The following is an 18,848-nucleotide window of genomic DNA, read 5'->3' as shown; positions in this document are numbered from 1 at the left end:
AAGTATGTCAACGCATACCTTAAAAGTGAACTTAACGTATGCCATTGGACACCTAAGGCACCCCGCCTGTCGCTCTCAATGGCGGGGCTTCAATAGCAAGGCGCACCACGACCCGGAACTTCATGGTGATGTGAACCTAGAACTAGCCGATCCGGCCTTCAACTGCGCAGACCGTGTGCACACCCAAGATCCTGATCCTTTGCAGACACTAATTCGCGAGCGGCTGGCCGGTCCGTTGACCGGGACGTTATTGCCTGACTTCGGCCAAAGGCAGACGCCGTACCGATCCAGCGGCTTGGTAGTCAATCGAGCTTGATAGCGACACCGAAGATGGTGAGGATCCTTATGAAGGCTGTGTCGCATTCCCCTGCCAGCGCTGTGAAGTGCGCACGCAACGTGCCATGTTCAGTACGCGCCTGCTTGGACGCGGCCGTGCGCTCGGATGGCGCCCCATGGCCCTTCAGAACGCTACGCAGCTTGTGCAGCCGGGCAAGAGGCTCCATCACCACCTTCGCCTCCTCTGCGTTACAGCCTTGGGCTTCCAGATAGTCCTGCAACAGCCGCAGGGATTGCCACTGTTTGTCGATCATGCGTCCAGCTTCGGCAGCAAGCTTCTGCAGCGGCCTTTGCAGGAAGCCCTCCACCAGAAGCTGGTCTAGCGCGAGGATCTCATCGCCCCACTCCGATACCGAGTCGGTCGCGGGATACCGAGCCGCATCCGAAAGCTCGCTTCCGCGTGGCTTCCACCACGGCGGCGGCGCCTCGTCGAGTTGCCGGATCTTGTACTTGAGCATCTGCAGCGGGTCGTATTCACTACTGAACTGGCCTTGGAAATCGTTCTCCAACGCCCGCTTCGAAATTGGCGCCTTGGGCCACTCGTTGAAGGACCGCCAGTACAACTGCTCTTCGTAAGGCAAGTCAGCCAGATAGCCGATATAGGTGTGCACTTGGCCTGCTTCGTTGATGTCGTACGTTTTGAGGTACCAGGCGTTGCGACAGCTGATGGTGCGGTCGGTCAAGTCGTACTTCTCCGGATCGTTCTTGAAACGAGCCAGTACATCGGGTCGGAAGAAGACGGGCGAGATTTCATAGGGCTTATCGGACTGAGTGAAGTAGTTGGACAAGAACTCTGGCGCGCAGGAGGTCTCGACACTGCGCTGATTCTTCCAGTCCTGGATCTTGAACGTCGCATACTGCTTCGTTGTCGGGTCCTCTTCCTCTTTCCACTGCTGAATCAATTCATCCACAGTGACGGCCGCTCTCAGGATCATGCAACCGTTGGCATAGCTCGCATTTGTCGAGCGGCCGGCGCTGTAAAACAGATCGGGGCCCAGCTTGCGGCTCGATTGGCGATCCTGCGCCCATCCAGAGAAGTTATCGGGATCGAATCGAGTGAAATCGAACTTGATGACCAGCGACAGGTCCGACAACGCCATGTAGGTCGCCAGTTCCTTGATCAGCATCGTCACAACAACCGCGCCGGTTTCCGATTCCGGGGCTTTGAGCCAGATCACCCTGATTACGTCTTCAATATCTCCCTTACTATCGAGGCGCGAGTAAGCGCTACGCTCGGGCACCCAGTATAGTTCTAGGCTGTGCACCAGCTTCTGGCTCAGTTCGATAGGTGCTGGGCCGGTATCCACACCTGTGAACGAGCGGCGGAAGATCAGCTTCTCGCCTCCGACCAGCGACTTGCATCCCGGATGCGTCAGTGGCGGTTCGAGATAGATCCTGTGCCCCTGCCCTCCACCCCATGACTTCTGGATGCACCAACTGTCGTCTGACATCACGTGCGCACCGAGCAGGTCGGTCTGATCTGCCGGAGTAACCTGCGCCGTCGGGGCCAGGACCCCATGGATCAGCACCGCGCCCGCGCTGGCGTAGATCACCAGCTCCTCGCAAGTCGCGTTACTCTTCAGGAACTCAATGGCGCCCTCGGCATCCAGCAACCAGGCGGCTTTGTCCGGCTCGGCCGCCCAGGCGATGGCACGAAATTCCTTCTGGTCAAATCGTCTCACGTCATTGGTCTCCAAGTGCCCGGCCAACTTGCTCGAAGGCCCAATAGGTAATCGCGCCCTTTACTCTCCAATCGAGACTAGGCGATTGCCGGTCCATGATGGAACTCATAGGCCACGCGGTTCATCACCAGCCGATTGATGCTTTCGATCTCCACCATTTGCGTTTCGGCTGCCATAGCGAACCGTTCTTGAACTGCTCTACGAAGTAGCCCCCCCCCCCCCCCCCCCCAAGAGCCCAGAATAGACACGTCAACTGCTTGATTCGCCAAGGAACTACTGGTGCGCCTGCTGCCATTTCGAAAGAACGTTAAGACTGTACATCTTTTCCTAACCTAGCGAGCGAAACCAACTTGCTTGACGTCGCCACCCTACAGTCCAACCACACGCTGCCGACCGGTGGCTAATGGTCTGGACGGCCCGCCTGGAGGACGGACCGCTACTGCGACTACCTCTATATCGAAAGACACATCCCAATACTTTCCGACTGCTCCTGACGGTCGCGCCCGAAGTCTTCGCCAAAGTCATGGCCCGAGGTCTTCGAGCGTCAGACGAAACTGCCTGCAGAGTGCCCCGACAACCAGCGCTCACAGTGCGGCTACTCAGAGCGCTTATGCGAATCCATCAGCAACTTGCCAATTTGGCAATTTAACGATGAAATGAGTGCCATTGGGGATGTGAAAGCCCCCGCCGGCAGGCAGGGGGCACTCACTTCGCACGCATGCATGCTTGGAAGCAATGGCCCTGTAACGACAAATAGGGGGAAACATGTCGACAAAGGATTCTGCAAATCCCGCGCCGGATCAAGTTCTTGCATCTCATGATCCGGGCGATGAAACGGCGCGGCGATACAGGTTTCAGTACACTTGGGCAGCAATAGACTGCTGCATGCTCTTGGATGAAACACAAGATGTCGTTGAGGTTTTCTGCGAGCATCATGAAGATATCTTAATCAAGCATCGCAATAACACCTTCACCGGCGAGCAGGTAAAGACTCGAGAATCGAATCAGCCCATCTGGAAAGCGAGCGACCCGCAAGTAATGGGCGCATTTGCGCGCTTTGCCCAAATGGAAGATCAATACCCCGATCATTTTTGTGCCTACCGATTCCTCACCAACCATCCCCTCTACGTGGCGAAGAACGCCCAGTCACTCGGATACATCATCGCGACGATTGCCAAAGCGCAAGCGCTTTCGGATCTCCCATCCAACGCAAGCACATGGCTCAAGCGCATCGCGCGCGACGCAAAAGTTACGGAATCCGTGGCATTTCAAGCGCTAAAGAAGTGCTCGGCGACAGATAAGCTACCCAAGCTGACGGACTCACACATGCGCCTTATCCAAACCTTGGTTGAGTGTTGGCCGACAGCTTCTGATTGTGTACACACATCTGTCTCACGTGCCGCTCATTCCTTAATCGATGAGTGCGCGAGAGCATCATCCCTTGATCATGAGCAACTGCTTCCCGCTTATATAATTTCAAATGAAGCACAAGAAGTCAAAGTCCTATCACGCATCAATGGCAAGCGCATTACCGTTGATCGCCTATTGGCTATTCTCGACGATGGAATAAACGCCCCTGCCCCATTGTCTGGCGAGCCCTCAAAGTGGATCGAGCCTGGACAGGGCAGCACCGACTTGATGTTCAAGAAGCTTGATGCGGGCGGATTCTCGGCTGTCTCCCGGAGTTCGGCGGAGAACTTACGGGATAAAGCCGATTACCTCGGAATTACGTGGACGAAGAAGCTAGGTCGCGACAAAGGACTTGAGCGATACGACCATATCCGATCAATCGCTCTTACCGACGCTGCACGGGCCTTCGAAAATACCAAGAGCCATGGTGATCCATTTGGACCCACCATGCAGAAAGATCTGCTAGAGCGCTTCCAGAAGCGTAAAGCGCAAGGCGAACAACTGTTCGATTGCAGCATTGAGCACCTTGAGGGATTCACCTATTCACTCACCTCTCAGTGCAAGGTGCAGTGGAGCATTGACAGGCCTTGGGAAGATGATTGATGGACATCGTTAAAGCAGTCGCCGCCCTTGACGCTGCCCCGGGATTGCATTTAGCAAGAATCCTCTTATTGTTAAATGCCTTTTCTAAAGAAGATGATGAAGGTTCGATAGAGGGACTGACGAAGCTCGCCAAGCTGGACTTTCTCCTGCGCTACCCGGTGATGCTCGACAGGGCACTTCAGGCAAAGGGGAAGAGCACGAGAGAGGTTCAGTTGGAAGATCACGAGCGGCAGAGCGTGGAATCCGAGATGGTTCGATACCGATTTGGGCCTTGGGACCATCGTTACCGCGAATTCCTGAACATTCTGATAGCCAAAAATCTTGTTGCGGTGTCTATCGAAGGCAGAAAGGTAGTGATACTACTGACCAAGAACGGTCGGGAGATCGCACGCCAGCTTGCGGAGGACCCCTTGTTCGAGCCCTACGCGCGAAGGTCAGCACTACTGAAGCGAAACTTCGATTTGACAGGCACTAACCTGATGCGCTTCATCTATCAGACTTTCCCAGAAATCGTTTCGCTTCGTTCAAACAAGGCCATCCCCACGTGAAGATTCGACTTAAAAGACTGATCGTGACAACTCGCCACACAACGGAAGTTGTGATGTTCTCGCCATCCGTAACGTTCTTGTATGGCCCGGTGGGAACTGGGAAATCAACCGTTGCACGTCTCATCGACTACTGCCTCGGCGGGGAGCTGGAGCGCACACCAGCCGTCCAGAAGGAATTTGTCTCAGCACAATTGTTCGCGGATTTTGATGTCCACACATGCACGTTTGAGCGGTCAGCAACAGACACTCAGTACGTACGTGTCTCCTGGTCAGTTGGCGACAATGAGATCGAGTCGATAAATGCCCCGCTCGAGGCCGATGCCGCCACGCCCATCCTTGGGGACAGCGTGTACAATCTTAGCGACTTGCTATTCCATCTGTGCGGCGTAACTCCCATTAAGGTGCGTAAGCGAATGCGAGACCCGGACTCTCCGATGATCCGGCTCAGCTTCCGCGACATTTGGTGGTACTGCTACCTTGATCAGACCCATTTGGACTCGTCATTCTTCAGAATGGAGGATCCGTTCCGAAGTCGCAAGAGCCAGGATGCCATGCGTTTCTTTACGGGGCTTCATTCCGAACGACTTAGCGAACTAGAAACGGAGCTGTACCGCGCGATCGACCAGCAGAAGGGAAAGCGCGAGGCCGCACATCAGATCCGTGAGTTCATGGATCGGTTCGAGTTGGGCTCCGAGCTCGACGTCGAAAGCCGCATCGAGAATGCCAGACGGGAGCTTTCCGAGAGCGAGAGCCGCAGGAGCAAGCTGGAGCGCGAGCGTCTAGAAATTATCCATCCGACAGATCCCAAGCGCACGAAGTTGCGGGAAATGAGCGAGGAGCTTTCTGATCTTGGCGCAGCGATCAAGGAAACCGAAATTGCCATTTCTGAGCAGCGCGCGTTACGGGCCGAGCTGATCACAGCCAAAGTAAAGGCCGACCGTACGGAGCAAGCAGGCAAGCTCCTTGACGGCGTCAGCTACATGCGCTGTCCCGATTGCTCAACCGATATCTCTCTGCGGCAGGTCGAAACGGGCAAATGCAGGCTGTGCTGCTCGGAGACAGAGCTTAACGGCCCTATGGATAGCTTGGAACTTGAAGCTGCTCGCCGCGAGTTGAATGATCGCATCGATCAGCTCAACGACTCCATTCAACGACGAGAGCGAGCACTGGCGCAATCAATTCGAAATTTCAATATACTCAGAGCCGAGAAGATCGACCTTGACCGCGTTTTGCAGCAAGAGCTCTCCCACTACGACTCCGCCTTCATCGAGAGCGTTCGCTCTCTGGACCGTGAGAATGCGACGTTGACTGAGCGCATCCGTTCACTCGAGAAGCTCAGAAAGATGCCGGAATCAATCAGCGAGCTAGAAGATCAGGCGGCCCAACTTCAGGGTAAGATCGACCGTCTGAGGGCGGCCATCGAACTGGAGGGTAAGCACTTGCAGAATGCCGATGAGAATGCAGCCGCCATTGCCATTAATTTCAAGGCAGTCATGTTGTCCGTCGGCTTTCCAGGGGTTTCCGAAGAAGATGAAGTCATTGTCGATCCGCGCTCATGGCGCCCCGTTATCCTGCACGATGATCAGGAATGGACTTTCTGGGAAGCAGGGAGTGGTGGCAAGAAGACGCTCTTCAATGTTTGCTACGCATTGGCTGTCCACGAAACAGCTAGGGACCGCAATTTGCCTGTGCCGAATGTCTTGATCATCGACAGCCCTACCAAGAACATCAGCGAAGACATGAATCCCGACTTGGTCAAATCGCTGTATCGAGAAATCTATCGTCTTGCGTCTGGCGCCGGCGACAAGGCTATCCAGTTCCTGCTCATCGACTCCGACGTAGTGGAGCCTGAGGAATATCTTCCAAACTTTCTGCAAAGGGGGATGGCCGGAGTTGAGGGTGCTCCGAGTCTGATCCCTTACTACGAGGGACCGTAGGGGTGCCGTGGGGACGTTTGTTGCCCCACGCTGCGATCTCCCCCCTGGTCTTGCCAGCCCCCCGTTGGTCGGCCATGTCGATCGGGTCTCCCAGCCACCCTACCTATCCTCACGCAACTCGAATCTACATGTCACCCCCCGGAAAAGGCAGGTGTTGGCAATATAGATCCTCAGACGGCCGACAATCTCGGGATGTCCTGCTCCGACGCAATGAGATGCTCAGCCGCTACCCAACTCCGCCCCTTCCCTTTGGAGCAGAAGATGCATTTCACCTCAATGGGCAGAAACCTGGAGCGCATGCGCGCCGCTCTCACCGAATGGATGATTAAAGAGGAAATACTAGGAGACGCGTTCTTCGTCGACATCGAAACCTGGCGATCGCGAGGCGAGTCCTATGGTGACGACTCACTCCTAGTCTTGGCTTTCGATGGCAGCACACTTCATACCATGTTGAACTCCGGGGGGGACACCGAAGAATTCGACGACCTGATTGATTCGTTCGGCTTCGGGTATGAGCTTGGGCATTCTTGGAGCATGGGCTTCTACCCTATCGAAGGGTATGACTACTCTCGCCTCTCAGGCAGCTATTCGTCCAAGCTGCAAGATGAAAGATGGCGCAAGAAGGCAGCGGCTGTAAAAGCTCGCGCAGGACATCAATGTCAGGATTGCGGAGCCACGAAGCCCTTGGATGCCCACCACTGCTACTACGCGACTATGCGAGAAGGCTTTGAGCCTTGGGAATATCCACTTAGTGCCTTGCGCGCCTTGTGTCGCGAGTGTCACATACGGCGAGAGAAAGCGGAGATTCGGCTTCGCGCGTTTGCTGCATCTCTGACGAGCCAAGAACTCGACGCGCTGCGCCCCGCAATCAGTCACGCCATCTATTGGCACCAAACAAAGGCGGTGTTCTCGTCGCTCTCCGCTTTGGGGCCAGAAGAGCGACACCTTCAGGCAGCGCTGGAGATTCTCAGAAACGGCCGCAACGATCCTGACCGCTGAAGGGACGTCTACAGATTCCGGCGCCTAAATCCCCGGTCCCTCGCCATGAACGCCTCGAGCATCAGCGGAATCAGGACCACAGCGTCCACCGGCTCTCCATAGGTCTGCGCGTGGAGCGCGGCATACCGATCAATATCCGCCCTCAGGCCACCGGGGCAGACAAAGGTCACCCGCGTGGATTCGAGCTTGGGCAACGGCCCAAGGCGCAACTTCTTGGTGGCGCTCATCGCATCGCTCCCCGATTGAGAAATAGCGGCTGATAAGGACGCAACACCAGATCGCGGGCAACGATGATGCGCACCGGCAAGCCTGGCCGCGCGGTCAGGGTTGGCTGCACGTTCATGTTGCGCCGGGTCATCTCCTGCCCGAGCTGGTTGATGCTGTCCTGTGCGCTGTTCCTGCCGGCGAGCACGACCCGATTGCCGTCCTGGCGGTTCTCGGGAGCTGCCAGCTCGGCGCCGACGCCGAGGACGGTCGTCAGCGCCGCGGTCGACAGAATGCGTCCCCAATGGCGGTCAACGCCGTCTTCGAGCCCGGCGTAGCCCGCAGGGCCGGTTCCCACGAGTCCGTCCAGGGCGAGCGAGGAGGTGTCGGGAAGGATGACCCGATTCCAGACCACCTGTACGCGGCTTTGTCCGTAGCTGACCTGGCTGTTATAGCGGCCAAGGAGACGTGATCCCTGCGGGATCAGCAGGAATTTGCCAGTGGCGGTGTCGTAGACCGGCTCGGTCATCGTTCCGATCACATCGCCCGGCAGATCGGACTGGATGCCCGTTATCAGCGCTGCGGAGATCGCCGTGCCGGCCATCACCTGGTACGGTGAGACAGGCATGCGCAGGTCACCGCTGTTGCGAGTTTCCGTAGACCCGGACTTCAGGAAGGCCGCTTCCTGGTCGTGCTGGTTCTGCACAACGCTCGGATCGACCGGTTGTGCGGAGGTCGACAGCGGGCCGGCCGCCATCGGGTCGAAGACGGAGGTCGACAAGGACGGGATCGCCGCGCCCTCCCCGGACGCCGCTGCTGCAGTCTGGCCCTGCTTGCCGGCATGAAAGAACACCGACGAGGCGGCCGCGGCCTCGGATTCTCTGCGCAAGGTGTCTTCCGGATCCTGACCTGGCGGCGCATAGGTGGGCACTACCGGCTGCTGCGAAGCTACGATGGCGGACCCCAAGTCACCGGGCAGCGGCGGACCCAGCTCCGGCACTTTCGTCGGCAGCTTCGAATAGTCCGAAGGCAGGGTGTCGAGTCCTTCGGATTTGGACACTCGCTCGACGTTGTACAGCTCGGTCAGATGTTCGACGATGCGCCGATGGGGCTGCAAAGCCCACAACGTCGCTGCCAGGACTGCGGCCGACAGGCCGCCCACGAGGAAGACCAGCGTTCGGCGGTTCAGGCGCGTAACGGTACGTGGCTTCGCCCGCAGCGCCAAGGTCTCGGCGCTGACCTTGTCCGACAGGCTCATGGCCCCTTCCCTCGCGTGCCGTCGGTTCAGCGAGGGCGACTGGTAGTCCGCTCGCATCCGCATGTTGTGGTCGAACCCGCCTGCAGCCAGAATCACGCCCCGCCGAGCGACGATGCGGGTCCGCTGTCCATGCCGGTGTCCGATTGAGGCATCTGCGCGACAAGTGCAGGACGGATCGTCCCCACGTGGGCGACGTTCTCTGCAATCGAGTCGGGGCTGCCAACACCAAGATCTTCCTCGGCGACGGCAAGGTGCCCTACACACCACCGAAAGAGCCACCGGCCTTCTGATCGTTGGGGCGGCTCGACCGCAGCCACGTCGACCGGTCGTGCGCCTTGGGCGGGACCGCGGCCACAACCCAGCCGCTCGCATTCCACCCGCGAGCGAGGGCACCTGTTGGAGCGCAGCCCGCCACCGACCAAGCGCACGGGTGGTCCTGGATCGGCGCCCGCAAAGGCATTCCGGAGGCCCTTTTTCCTCCCCGGAGGCCGCCCGCTCACCCCCCCTCCCTGCCAATCCTCCCCGGCACGGGAGCCGGGAGCACGCCGAGCACCTCGAGCACTGGAGTACCGCGAGCACCACCAAACTGCCCCAACCAATTGAAAAGAAAGGTGTTTGCGCCATCAAGCCTGCGGAATAGTGCGAACTGGACCGGGTTTCGACGCAGCACATCTCGCGGCCTAATGCTTGTTATGGGGAGAGATCATTGCCCCAGTACAGTCTGACTTGCGTCTACTCACGGCTGGCAATCCGGGCATCGGTGGCCTGTAATAGTTCCCAGGCCCCTACCCGTACACAGCGATGACGACGAAGACCAAAATCCGGCTCCCGCGCCCCAAGATGGCCGAACGCGCGGCGGAGCAAATGGCGAAGCATTTCCCGGATTACATCCGCGAACCGCTGTGGAACCGAAAGACCAACGACGGCTACTCCACCATTCCCCGCACGCTTCCCATCGCCATGCAGGCGATCGACATGCAATCGAAGGGCAACGCGGCCGGGCATACCCTGTTCTGCCTCTGGGCGCGCGCACCCGACCATCCGCTCATCGTCATCGAGTCGCCGGCCATGTTCGCGGCAGAAGCGGGCTACACCGGCGAGCGCGCCACCGACACGTGGCGCCGGCGCATGAAGCGTCTGCGCGAGTTGGGCTTCATTCGGACCAAGAAGGGCACCAGCGGCGAGTTCCACTATGTGCTGCTGCTCAATCCCAATGTGGTCCTTGCGCAGCTGGATGAGAAGAACGCCCTGCAGGCCGGCCTGGCGGACCGCTTCGAGGACCGGCTGACCGAGATTGGCGCCAAGCGCGACATTCACGAATACCAGCAGCGCATGGCGGAACTGGACGCCGCCGAGCAGGCCGACGAATCGCCAGACACGCCGGTCACCCCAGGCAAGAAGCCAAAGCGCGCCAAGGGCAAGAACCCGGCCAAGAGCCAAGTGGCGGAGACGGATCATGGCCAACACCCATGAACCGCCGACGCCGCGCAGGAGCCAGGCGCGAGTCCCGCGATCCGGGGAGGCGCCCTACTGTGCCTTCAAGGATGACCGGGCACGCCTGCACGCCCTGATCTCGCGTGACATTCGCATCGTCCTGACCACGCTCGTCCTTGCCCTATCCGGCGTCTTCGGCGCATCGCGCCTGCCGATAGGCGCCTGGCTGGCGGAGCTGTTCAGCTGAGCATCCCGCCGCCCACGGCGCCGGTCCGCAAGACGCTCCAGGGAGCACGCCATTCGGACGCCGCGTCGCGAGCGCGCCAGTGCGCGGCGGACTCGTCGATCGGGCCGGGACGCGCATCGCCACGACCGTGCCACGCCCAGCCTCGTCGACGCGAGCGGTCCGGCAATCCTGGCGGAGACACAGCCCGCATGGGAAGAGGAAGACTCAGGCCCGCGGCCCCTCCACGTCCTGCAAACGCCCGGGCAGCTGTTGCAGCAGCGCGTCCACGGTGACGCGCGTCTTCAACGGCAGGTGCGGCATGCGCTGCCAGACCGCGTGGATCGGATAGACCGGACTGGACGCCGCCGGAAACACCTCCTGCAACTGCCCATCCATCAGCGCATCGCGCACCAGCCAGTACGGCAACCACGCCACACCTAGCCCTGCGACGGCCGCAACCAGCACCCCCTGCATGTCGTCCAGCAGCATCCGCGCCTTCGGCCGGAGCGCATGCGTCCGGCCGTCGACCACCACCTTCCACTCCGCTCCTCGCCCATGCCGGCTGTACGCCACGGCGTCCAACGCCTGTAGCGCCTCGAGGCTCTCCGGCAGGGCTTGCTGCGCCAGGAACGCCGGCGAAGCGCACAGCGCCATGCGGTGCTCCCCCAAGATCGGATGATCCGGATTGCAGAAGAGGTTGGCGTAATCGAATCCCCGTTCGCCCTTCAACCGTTTCGGATCGATGGCGAGCCAACCTCTGTCTCCGAAATCGAGAATGTTCCCGTGGTGTATGTCACCGTGCAGCGGGACCACGTCGCCCGGATCGGCAAGAAGCCTCCGCGCGGTGTCGGCACAACGGGCGAGTATTTCGCCTTCGCGTCCGGCGATCAGCGCCTGAAAACCAGTCAGACAGCGGGATAAGGGTCGGAGGCGCTGCCTCGCGTGGTGCGTGAAGTGTTGCCACGGTTTCGCAGAGGATGCGGCTCGCTTCGTCGTCCTTCCCGTGTTTCGCCATCTCACCCAGTGAGCGAGCGCCTGTCGCCCGTTCAAGAAGGATTGCATCGCCCTCGCGCTTAAGAACGCGAGCAGCACCGATCCCGGCCCACCAGATCATAAGGCCAGCGCCCCATTTTTCCTCTCGCTCGATCGCGATCTTCAACATGGCCGGCTTGCGATCGTGAAGAACCGGGAGAAGTCGACTTGAACGCGTGATGATCGGATCACCGTTGGGCAGCAGCGCCCACCGGTCGATGTAGGGAGTGAAATCCTTGTCAGCTGTCATGCTCTGCGTTCGCCTTCTCACAGAGTTCTGTGCAACGGACGGCGTCCGTTTGCTGTCGGCGTGTCGATCGACGCGCCCTTACTGAAGCCGATGCATCTCGCGTCTGACCTCCTGGCACCGTTGCAGCATCGACTCTCCGGATGGAGCCCCGAGCCGAATGCCTTCGCCCGCCAGCAACGGGTAGGTTTCCAGTCGCACGCGATAGGCCGCCTGCGAGGAGTAGCGTACCGCCCGGTCACCGGACGCGAGAGGGACACCCGGCAAGCCCTCCTCGGTGATGAGGCCGTTGATCTGAAGCTGCGCGCATAGACCCGCGTAGTAAGCGCTTCTTTCGTCGAGCGCTCGAGGATGCCTTGTAGCGTGGCCCAATGCATGAAGGCCCTCGTGCGCCACCAGGTCAACCAGATTCGCGAAGGTCTGATGCGGATCGCCGTAGACGGCTGACGCGAGTGCAAGCGTCCTTCCCGTGGCAAAGCGACCGAGCGATCTTGTCCGCACGCCTGCTGCCGTGCCTTCTTGTGCAAGGAGGATCCGATAGCGGTTTGATGCTGCCGGTATCCATGATTCGGACAAGGCAGCCGCCGCATCGACACGCGTGCAGGCCTCTTCGGCGTCAATTGCAAGCCCATCCGCGATCTGTAGGTTGATGGCCCGCTCCGTGTTCGCGCAGCGGACGAAGTAGGTGGTGCCTACGGCGTTTTTCCCAGGAAGCATGGACGCCGTATGGAAGTAGCGGAAAGGGCCTAGGGGGACGGAAACCACTTCAGTGTATCCGGCGGAGGCAAGCCCTTTCGGGAGTACAGTGGTCGCGCAGCCTGAAAGGCCCATGGCGCCAACCCCGACTAAGAAGAGTGCGATTCTATGCATCCTATCCCCGCATGAAAGCGGGGGCTGATGCCCCCGCTCCAACAACTTAACAGGTACTACATTTCCATGCACAAGTGCGGCGACGGATGTTTGACACAGTCGCGCCCTTCAAATTCAAGATAGTAACTCGCTTTGGTCACGCCCTCCTGCTTGGCTTGACCGGCTATTACCTGAAGTCCGTTTCCATACGCCGAATGGAATGGAGCCAGATCGTACGACAAGGAGTCTCCATTGCCGACGTTGGCATAGATCCATGCATTCACGGCGGAAGGATCCGCGACTCGGATCAATGTGCCCGTTCGAACCCATGCCGATTCCATCTGCCGCGCCATCAGCCGGATCTCCAGAGGCGACAAGGCGCGATCCTTCGGCACGAAGGTCGCAATCGACGCGGCACTGACACCCTAAGCCGGGTTGTCCACCTTCTCACCGTGCAGGATGGCGAAGGCATAGACCTGCTTCACGATGTCGCGGACGTGCACCGCCGTGGCGGGCGCACCGCGCGCCTTCACCTTGTTGCAGAGGGCGCGCAGGTCATCGGCGGTAATTTCGTTGAGCTGCCGGTTCTGGAAGGCCGGCAGGACGTCCCGATCGACGATGCTCTTACGCATCGCCTTGGTGCTGTCGGCCATCCGAGCGCCAGCCAACCACTTCTCGGTCACGTCGCCAAAGGTCTTGGCGGCGGTCAGGCGGCGCTTTTCGCGCTGCTTCTCCAGCGCGGCGGACTTGCCCTGATCGACGGCCTTTTTGGCGTCGATCAGCTTTTCGCGGGCCATCGCCAGCGAAATGCCCGCCGGCCCGTAGCGGCCAATGGTCAGGGTCTCGCGGCGGCCGTTGAGACGGTAGTCGTAGCGGAAGGTGACGGTACCGGTGGGCGATACCGTCACGTACATCCCGCCCCGACCAGAAGCCTTATAAGTCAATGAGTTAGGCTTCAAATTACGCAGCGCGATGTCGGTAAGCATCGAGGTTTTCCTCCTGTTGGTGACGGCTTTTACCGTCAGGGGTCAGGAGACCTGTTGATGCCCGGAAAGCCCCATAAAACAAGCATTCCCGAGAAGACTTTTACCGTCAAAGACGGTAAAAGTCTGAGTAGTGAATGAGAGTGTCTTAATCTGGCCGCGATTTTTACCGTCAGCTCTACCGCCAATCTTTTCTGCTGCTCAGCGATAGTCACCAATAAGTGCCGCAACGAATTTACTTCAGTTTCAACGCGTTACGGCAGTTTTTCGATAGCTGGCGATAGTCCTCGAAAGACCTAAATTCACTCCCACTCAATAGTAGCCGGCGGCTTCCCCGAGATGTCATAGACAACCCGCGACACCCCCCGCAACTCATTGATGATCCGGCTGCTAACCGTACCCAGGAACTCATACGGCAGATGCGCCCAATGCGCGGTCATGAAGTCGATCGTCTCAACCGCCCTCAGCGCAATCACCCACTCATAAGCCCGCGCATCGCCCACCACGCCCACCGACTTCACCGGCAGGAACACGGCAAAGGCCTGGCTGGTCTTGTCGTACAGGTCGGCCTTGCGCAGCTCATCAATGAAGATGGCATCGGCCTTGGCCAGCAGCTCGGCGTACTCACGCTTCACTTCGCCCAGGATACGCACGCCCAGGCCCGGGCCCGGGAACGGGTGGCGGTAGACCATGGTGCGCGGCAGGCCCAGCTCAACACCCAGGCGGCGCACTTCGTCCTTGAACAGTTCGCGCAGCGGCTCCACCAGGCCCAGCTTCATGTGCTCCGGCAGGCCGCCCACGTTGTGGTGGCTCTTGATCACATGCGCCTTGCCGGTCTTGCTGCCGGCCGACTCGATCACGTCCGGGTAGATGGTGCCCTGCGCCAGCCACTTGGCGTTGCTCAGCTTGTTCGACTCTTCGTCGAAGATCTCAACGAACAGGTTGCCGATGATCTTGCGCTTGGCTTCCGGGTCGCTCACGCCTTCCAGCGCGGCGAAGTAACGGTCGGCGGCATTCACGCGCACCACCTTCACGCCCATGTGCTCGGCGAACATCGCCATCACCTGGTCGCCTTCCTGCCAGCGCAGCAGGCCGGTATCCACGAACACGCAGGTCAGCTTTTCGCCGATGGCCTTGTGCAGCAGCGCCGCCACCACGGACGAATCAACGCCGCCGGACAGGCCCAGGATCACTTCGTCATCGCCCACCTGTTCGCGCACGCGGGCGATCTGGTCGTCGATGATGTTGGCGGCGGTCCACAGGGTCTGGCAGCCGCACACGTCCACCACGAAGCGGCGCAGCAGCGCCTGGCCCTGCAGGGTGTGGGTCACTTCCGGGTGGAACTGCACGCCGTACCAGCGCTTTTCTTCGTTGGCCATGGCGGCCACCGGAATGCGGTCGGTGGTGGCGGTGATGGTGAAGCCCGGCGGCGCAACGGAGACGTGGTCGCCGTGGCTCATCCAGACATTCAGCTTCGGCTCGCCGCCGTGGTCGCTCAGGCCCTTGAACAGCGCATTCGGGTTGACCACGTTCACTTCGGCGTGGCCGAACTCGCGCTGATCCGCCGCTTCGGTGGCACCGCCCAGCTGCGCGGCCAGGGTCTGCATGCCGTAGCAGATGCCGAAGATCGGCAGGCCGCTGTCGAACACTTCCTGCGGCGCGGCCGGAGCGCCCGGCAGCGTGGTCGATTCCGGGCCACCGGACAGGATGATGCCCTTGGCGCCAAAGCCGGCGATCTCGGCCGGGTTGTGGTCCCACGCCCAGATTTCGCAGTAGACGCCCAGCTCGCGGATGCGGCGGGCGATCAGCTGCGTGTACTGCGCGCCGAAATCGAGGATGAGGATCTTGTCGTTATGGATATTGGTCATGGTGCCGTTCCAGTGGTGTTTTTCGCAGCGCCCGGCGCTTCAAGGCTCTGCGTCAGCGTGGCGATGAATGCCTCGCGTTGTTGAATATGTGAGGGGTCTTCCTCGTCCCAGCGCAGCATCAGCAGGCCATGCGGTGCGTTGGGGTTGGCGCGGTCGGCGCGCGGCAGCTCGGCGATTTCCTGCACTTCGGTGCCAGGCACGATGCGCCGTTGCAGCGTGTGCATCGGGTAACCGGAATCCACGGCGTTGCCCCAGAACGCGGACTGCACGCTCATCCGCTTCGGCTCCAGTGGCCCCAGCTCGGCGGTGACCACAGGATCTTCAAGCCTGTCACCCAGATCGGTAACGCACCGCAGCGTGACCTGCAGCGGGCGCTCGCCGGTGCCTTTCAGCAGCCAGCGCTGCGCGCCAGCGGCCTGCACCTGCCAGCCCTTCGGCAGCGAGAACGCGTTCTGGCACGCCTGTACGTCCTTCACTTGCGAAACCGCCGCGCCCGGAGACCCGGAGCGCGGCGGCGGTTCGGACAACGAACAGCCTGCCATCAGCAGGCTGCCCGTAATCGCAAGAGCAGTTCGCAAGCGCATCAGGCGCGGTAGTTCGGCGGCTCTTTGGTGATGGTCACGTCGTGGACGTGGCTCTCACGCTGGCCGGCGCCGCTGATCTTCACGAACTTGGGCTTGCTGCGCATGTCTTCGATGGTGGCGCAGCCCACGTAGCCCATGGTGGCGCGCAGGCCGCCCATCAGCTGGTGGATGATGCCGCCCACCGGGCCGCGGTACGGCACGCGGCCTTCGATGCCTTCCGGCACCAACTTGTCGGCGGTGGCGGCGTCCTGGAAGTAGCGGTCCTTCGACCCCTTTTCCATGGCAGCCAGCGAACCCATGCCGCGGTAGCTCTTGTACGAACGGCCCTGGTACAGCTCGGTCTCGCCGGGTGATTCCTCGGTACCGGCCAGCAGGCCGCCGACCATGATGGTCGAGGCACCGGCGGCCAGCGCCTTGCCGATGTCGCCCGAGTAGCGGATGCCACCGTCGGCGATCAGCGGGATGCGGTCCTGCAAGGCTTCGGCCACCAGGTCAATGGCGGTGACCTGCGGCACGCCGACGCCGGCAACAACGCGGGTGGTGCAGATCGAGCCCGGGCCGATGCCGACCTTCACTGCGTCCGCGCCGCTGTCCAGCAGCGCCAGCGCAGCTTCGCCGGTGCAGATGTTGCCACCGATGACCTGCACGTTCGGGAAGTTCTTCTTGACCCAGCTGACGCGGTCCAGCACGCCCTGCGAGTGGCCGTGCGCGGTATCGACCACGATCACGTCCACGCCGGCGGCGACCAGCGCTTCCACGCGGCGATCGGTATCGCCACCCACGCCGACGGCAGCGCCGACCAGCAGGCGGGTCGACAGATCCTTGGCAGCATTCGGGAAGTCGGTGTTCTTCTGGATGTCCTTGACGGTGATCAGGCCACGCAGTTCGAACGAGTCGTTGACCACCAGCACCTTCTCGATGCGGTTGCGGTGCAGCAGCTGCAGCACTTCGTCGGAGGCGGCGCCTTCCTTGACCGTGATCAGGCGATCCTTCTTGGTCATGATGTGGCGGACCGGATCGTCCAGCTCGGTCTCGAAGCGCATGTCGCGGTGGGTCACGATGCCGGCCAGCTGGCCGTCGCTGCCCACCACCGGCACGCCGGAGATGTTGTGCGCCTGGGTCAGGGCCAGCACGTCGCGGATGGTGGTTTCCGGGCCGACGGTGATCGGGTCGCGGATGACACCGGCCTCGAACTTCTTGACCTTGGCCACTTCCGCGGCCTGCTGTTCCAGGCTGAGATTCTTGTGGATGATGCCCATGCCGCCGAGCTGGGCCATGGCGATGGCCAGGCGGGCTTCGGTGACGGTATCCATGGCGGCGGACAGGATCGGAAGCTTGAGCTTCAGGTCTCGGGTCAACCGCGTTTCGAGGTTGACGTCCTTGGGCAGGATGGTCGAGTGGGCGGGGACGAGCGAGACGTCGTCGTAAGTGAGTGCTTCAGCCTGGATGCGCAGCATCGGCATACCCGAGATGTGGGGAAGCGCGACATTTTACCCCTTTTCAGGAGCCAAGAACAGCATTTTTGGTAGCCAGAATTGGAACTTCGCGCGACACAGTGTCGCACCCGCTCACCTGTAGAGCCGAGCCCATGCTCGGCTGCGCTTCCCGCCAGACCGCGATGAGCCGAGCATAGGCTCGGCTCTACAGGGGGCCCGAGGCCCGGTACCACCAAGCGGTGCCGCAGCGTCGCGCGGGGCGGTGATTCATTCAGGGGGAGCTGACCCGTCCCTGCTAGGTGCCAACCTTGGTTGGCACCCACCAACGGCAGGTCAGCTCAGCGCTTCCGCCGCTTCCAGGGTGTTCTGCATCAACGTGGCCACGGTCATCGGGCCCACGCCACCCGGTACCGGGGTAATCCAGCTCGCCCGCTGGGCAGCGGCCTCAAACCCGACATCGCCCACCAGGCGACCGTCATCCAAGCGGTTGATGCCCACGTCGATCACCACCGCGCCCGGCTTCACCCACTCGCCCGGCACGATGCCCGGGCGGCCCACCGCCACCACCAGGATGTCGGCGTTGCGCACGGCCTGTTCCAGCACGTCCTTGGGGGTGAACTTGTGGCAGCTGGTGACGGTGCAGCCGGCAATCAGCAGCTCCAGGCCCATCGGGCGGCCGACGTGGTTGCTGACGCCCACGATGGTGGCGTTGCGGCCACGCACCGGCTGGTCGGTGTGGCCCAGCAGCGTGGTGATGCCGCGCGGGGTGCACGGGCGCAGGCCGAACTCGCGCAGGGCCAGGTGGCCGACGTTTTCCGGGTGGAAGCCGTCCACGTCCTTGCGCGGGTCAATGCGCTGGATCAGCCGGCGCGCGTCGGGGATGCCCGGCAACGGCAGCTGGATCAGGATGCCGTTGATCTTCGGATCGGCGTTGAGCTGGTCGATCAGGTCGAGCAGCTCGGCTTCGGTGGTGCCGGCCGGCAGGTCGTAGTCATGCGCCTCGATGCCGACCTTCTCGGCGGCACGGCGCTTGTTGCGCACATACACGGTCGAGGCCGGGTCGCCACCGACGAGCACCACGGCCAGGCCCGGACGGCTGCCACCGGCGGCCACGCGGGCGTCGACGCGCACCTTCAGGCTGTCGAGCAGGTCCTCGGCGATGCGGCGGCCATCAAGGATGCGGGCAGGATGCTGGGGGGCGGAATCGGTCAT

15 protein-coding genes and 2 pseudogenes are annotated in these 18,848 nt (G+C 61.0%); 6 read left to right on the top strand and 11 right to left on the bottom strand.

What is annotated here, in order from left to right; all coding sequences use genetic code 11:
• Positions 1 to 302 precede the first annotated feature (302 nt).
• Positions 303 to 2,018 carry a hypothetical protein gene (locus ACZK29_RS08960; RefSeq protein WP_478446931.1) on the bottom strand — a complete coding sequence of 572 codons (1,716 nt, stop codon included), beginning with the start codon at positions 2,016 to 2,018 and terminating at the stop codon, positions 303 to 305.
• Positions 2,019 to 2,783: 765 nt separating this feature from the next.
• Here ACZK29_RS08960 and ACZK29_RS08955 point away from each other — a divergent pair.
• The 4 genes from ACZK29_RS08955 to ACZK29_RS08940 all read left to right on the top strand — a co-directional run bounded on the left by ACZK29_RS08955 (position 2,784) and on the right by ACZK29_RS08940 (position 7,515).
• Positions 2,784 to 4,031, top strand: coding sequence for a dsDNA nuclease domain-containing protein (locus tag ACZK29_RS08955; RefSeq protein ID WP_478446930.1), 1,248 nt, complete (start codon positions 2,784 to 2,786; stop codon positions 4,029 to 4,031).
• The gene (locus ACZK29_RS08950; RefSeq protein ID WP_111206831.1) at positions 4,031 to 4,579 is read left to right on the top strand and encodes an ABC-three component system middle component 4; all 549 of its coding nucleotides are present in this window, start codon (positions 4,031 to 4,033) and stop codon (positions 4,577 to 4,579) included. Before ACZK29_RS08955 ends, ACZK29_RS08950 begins: the two co-directional genes overlap by 1 nt.
• Before the next feature lie 53 nt (positions 4,580 to 4,632).
• A complete protein-coding gene (locus tag ACZK29_RS08945) occupies positions 4,633 to 6,516 on the top strand; it encodes an AAA family ATPase (RefSeq protein ID WP_111206832.1) in 1,884 nt (627 codons plus the stop codon).
• 261 nt (positions 6,517 to 6,777) lie between these two features.
• Complete coding sequence (locus ACZK29_RS08940; RefSeq protein ID WP_111206834.1) at positions 6,778 to 7,515, top strand: hypothetical protein; 738 nt, start codon at positions 6,778 to 6,780, stop codon at positions 7,513 to 7,515.
• An 8-nt stretch (positions 7,516 to 7,523) separates the two neighbouring features.
• Here ACZK29_RS08940 and ACZK29_RS08935 read toward each other — a convergent pair whose 3' ends face one another.
• Positions 7,524 to 7,742, bottom strand: a complete 219-nt coding sequence (locus ACZK29_RS08935; RefSeq protein ID WP_478446929.1) for a DUF2274 domain-containing protein — start codon at positions 7,740 to 7,742, stop codon at positions 7,524 to 7,526.
• The gene (locus ACZK29_RS08930; RefSeq protein ID WP_111206835.1) at positions 7,739 to 8,977 is read right to left on the bottom strand and encodes a TraB/TrbI/VirB10 family type IV secretion system protein; all 1,239 of its coding nucleotides are present in this window, start codon (positions 8,975 to 8,977) and stop codon (positions 7,739 to 7,741) included. The genes ACZK29_RS08935 and ACZK29_RS08930 overlap by 4 nt, the downstream gene beginning before the upstream one ends.
• An 801-nt stretch (positions 8,978 to 9,778) precedes the next feature.
• On the opposite strand from ACZK29_RS08930, the gene ACZK29_RS08925 reads away from it, so the two are divergent.
• Both ACZK29_RS08925 and ACZK29_RS08920 read left to right on the top strand, forming a co-directional pair.
• A complete protein-coding gene (locus ACZK29_RS08925; protein WP_181454189.1) occupies positions 9,779 to 10,450 on the top strand; it encodes a hypothetical protein in 672 nt (223 codons plus the stop codon).
• A complete protein-coding gene (locus ACZK29_RS08920; RefSeq protein ID WP_111206129.1) occupies positions 10,434 to 10,658 on the top strand; it encodes a hypothetical protein in 225 nt (74 codons plus the stop codon). Before ACZK29_RS08925 ends, ACZK29_RS08920 begins: the two co-directional genes overlap by 17 nt.
• 204 nt (positions 10,659 to 10,862) lie before the next feature.
• Here ACZK29_RS08920 and ACZK29_RS08915 read toward each other — a convergent pair whose 3' ends face one another.
• The 8 genes and pseudogenes from ACZK29_RS08915 to folD form a co-directional block, all read right to left on the bottom strand.
• The gene (locus tag ACZK29_RS08915) at positions 10,863 to 11,291 is read right to left on the bottom strand and encodes a LysR substrate-binding domain-containing protein (protein WP_197608048.1); all 429 of its coding nucleotides are present in this window, start codon (positions 11,289 to 11,291) and stop codon (positions 10,863 to 10,865) included.
• 78 nt (positions 11,292 to 11,369) lie between these two features.
• Positions 11,370 to 11,919: pseudogene (locus ACZK29_RS08910) on the bottom strand (aminoglycoside phosphotransferase family protein); the annotation flags it as partial.
• A 78-nt stretch (positions 11,920 to 11,997) separates the two neighbouring features.
• Positions 11,998 to 12,681, bottom strand: a complete 684-nt coding sequence (locus ACZK29_RS08905) for a hypothetical protein (RefSeq protein ID WP_478446928.1) — start codon at positions 12,679 to 12,681, stop codon at positions 11,998 to 12,000.
• 380 nt (positions 12,682 to 13,061) lie between these two features.
• Positions 13,062 to 13,751, bottom strand: a pseudogene (locus ACZK29_RS08900) (tyrosine-type recombinase/integrase); the annotation flags it as partial.
• Between the two features lie 299 nt (positions 13,752 to 14,050).
• Entirely contained in the window at positions 14,051 to 15,616 is a 1,566-nt protein-coding gene (gene guaA, locus ACZK29_RS08895) for a glutamine-hydrolyzing GMP synthase (protein ID WP_478446927.1), read from the bottom strand.
• On the bottom strand, positions 15,613 to 16,092 hold the full coding sequence (locus tag ACZK29_RS08890) for a hypothetical protein (RefSeq protein WP_478446926.1): 480 nt from the start codon (positions 16,090 to 16,092) through the stop codon (positions 15,613 to 15,615). The genes guaA and ACZK29_RS08890 overlap by 4 nt, the downstream gene beginning before the upstream one ends.
• Before the next feature lie 107 nt (positions 16,093 to 16,199).
• Positions 16,200 to 17,657, bottom strand: a complete 1,458-nt coding sequence (gene guaB, locus ACZK29_RS08885) for an IMP dehydrogenase (protein ID WP_005416248.1) — start codon at positions 17,655 to 17,657, stop codon at positions 16,200 to 16,202.
• Positions 17,658 to 17,969: 312 nt separating this feature from the next.
• On the bottom strand, positions 17,970 to 18,848 hold the full coding sequence (gene folD, locus ACZK29_RS08880; protein ID WP_049402332.1) for a bifunctional methylenetetrahydrofolate dehydrogenase/methenyltetrahydrofolate cyclohydrolase FolD: 879 nt from the start codon (positions 18,846 to 18,848) through the stop codon (positions 17,970 to 17,972).

The organism is Stenotrophomonas sp. 89682_Sma (assembly GCF_056481405.1).
Note: the sequence above shows the minus strand (reverse complement) of the source record. Positions and strands in the feature narration are given on the sequence as shown.

What these genes read in the sequence shown, in the direction of transcription:
- ACZK29_RS08920 (WP_111206129.1), top strand. Translation starts at nt 10,434, where the DNA reads ATGGCCAACACCCATGAACCGCCGACGCCGCGCAGGAGCCAGGCGCGA.
- guaA (WP_478446927.1), bottom strand. Translation starts at nt 15,616, where the DNA reads ATGACCAATATCCATAACGACAAGATCCTCATCCTCGATTTCGGCGCG.
- ACZK29_RS08935 (WP_478446929.1), bottom strand. Translation starts at nt 7,742, where the DNA reads ATGAGCGCCACCAAGAAGTTGCGCCTTGGGCCGTTGCCCAAGCTCGAA.
- ACZK29_RS08945 (WP_111206832.1), top strand. Translation starts at nt 4,633, where the DNA reads ATGTTCTCGCCATCCGTAACGTTCTTGTATGGCCCGGTGGGAACTGGG.
- ACZK29_RS08925 (WP_181454189.1), top strand. Translation starts at nt 9,779, where the DNA reads ATGACGACGAAGACCAAAATCCGGCTCCCGCGCCCCAAGATGGCCGAA.
- guaB (WP_005416248.1), bottom strand. Translation starts at nt 17,657, where the DNA reads ATGCTGCGCATCCAGGCTGAAGCACTCACTTACGACGACGTCTCGCTC.
- folD (WP_049402332.1), bottom strand. Translation starts at nt 18,848, where the DNA reads ATGACCGATTCCGCCCCCCAGCATCCTGCCCGCATCCTTGATGGCCGC.
- ACZK29_RS08955 (WP_478446930.1), top strand. Translation starts at nt 2,784, where the DNA reads ATGTCGACAAAGGATTCTGCAAATCCCGCGCCGGATCAAGTTCTTGCA.
- ACZK29_RS08930 (WP_111206835.1), bottom strand. Translation starts at nt 8,977, where the DNA reads ATGAGCCTGTCGGACAAGGTCAGCGCCGAGACCTTGGCGCTGCGGGCG.
- ACZK29_RS08950 (WP_111206831.1), top strand. Translation starts at nt 4,031, where the DNA reads ATGGACATCGTTAAAGCAGTCGCCGCCCTTGACGCTGCCCCGGGATTG.
- ACZK29_RS08940 (WP_111206834.1), top strand. Translation starts at nt 6,778, where the DNA reads ATGCATTTCACCTCAATGGGCAGAAACCTGGAGCGCATGCGCGCCGCT.
- ACZK29_RS08915 (WP_197608048.1), bottom strand. Translation starts at nt 11,291, where the DNA reads ATGGCGCTGTGCGCTTCGCCGGCGTTCCTGGCGCAGCAAGCCCTGCCG.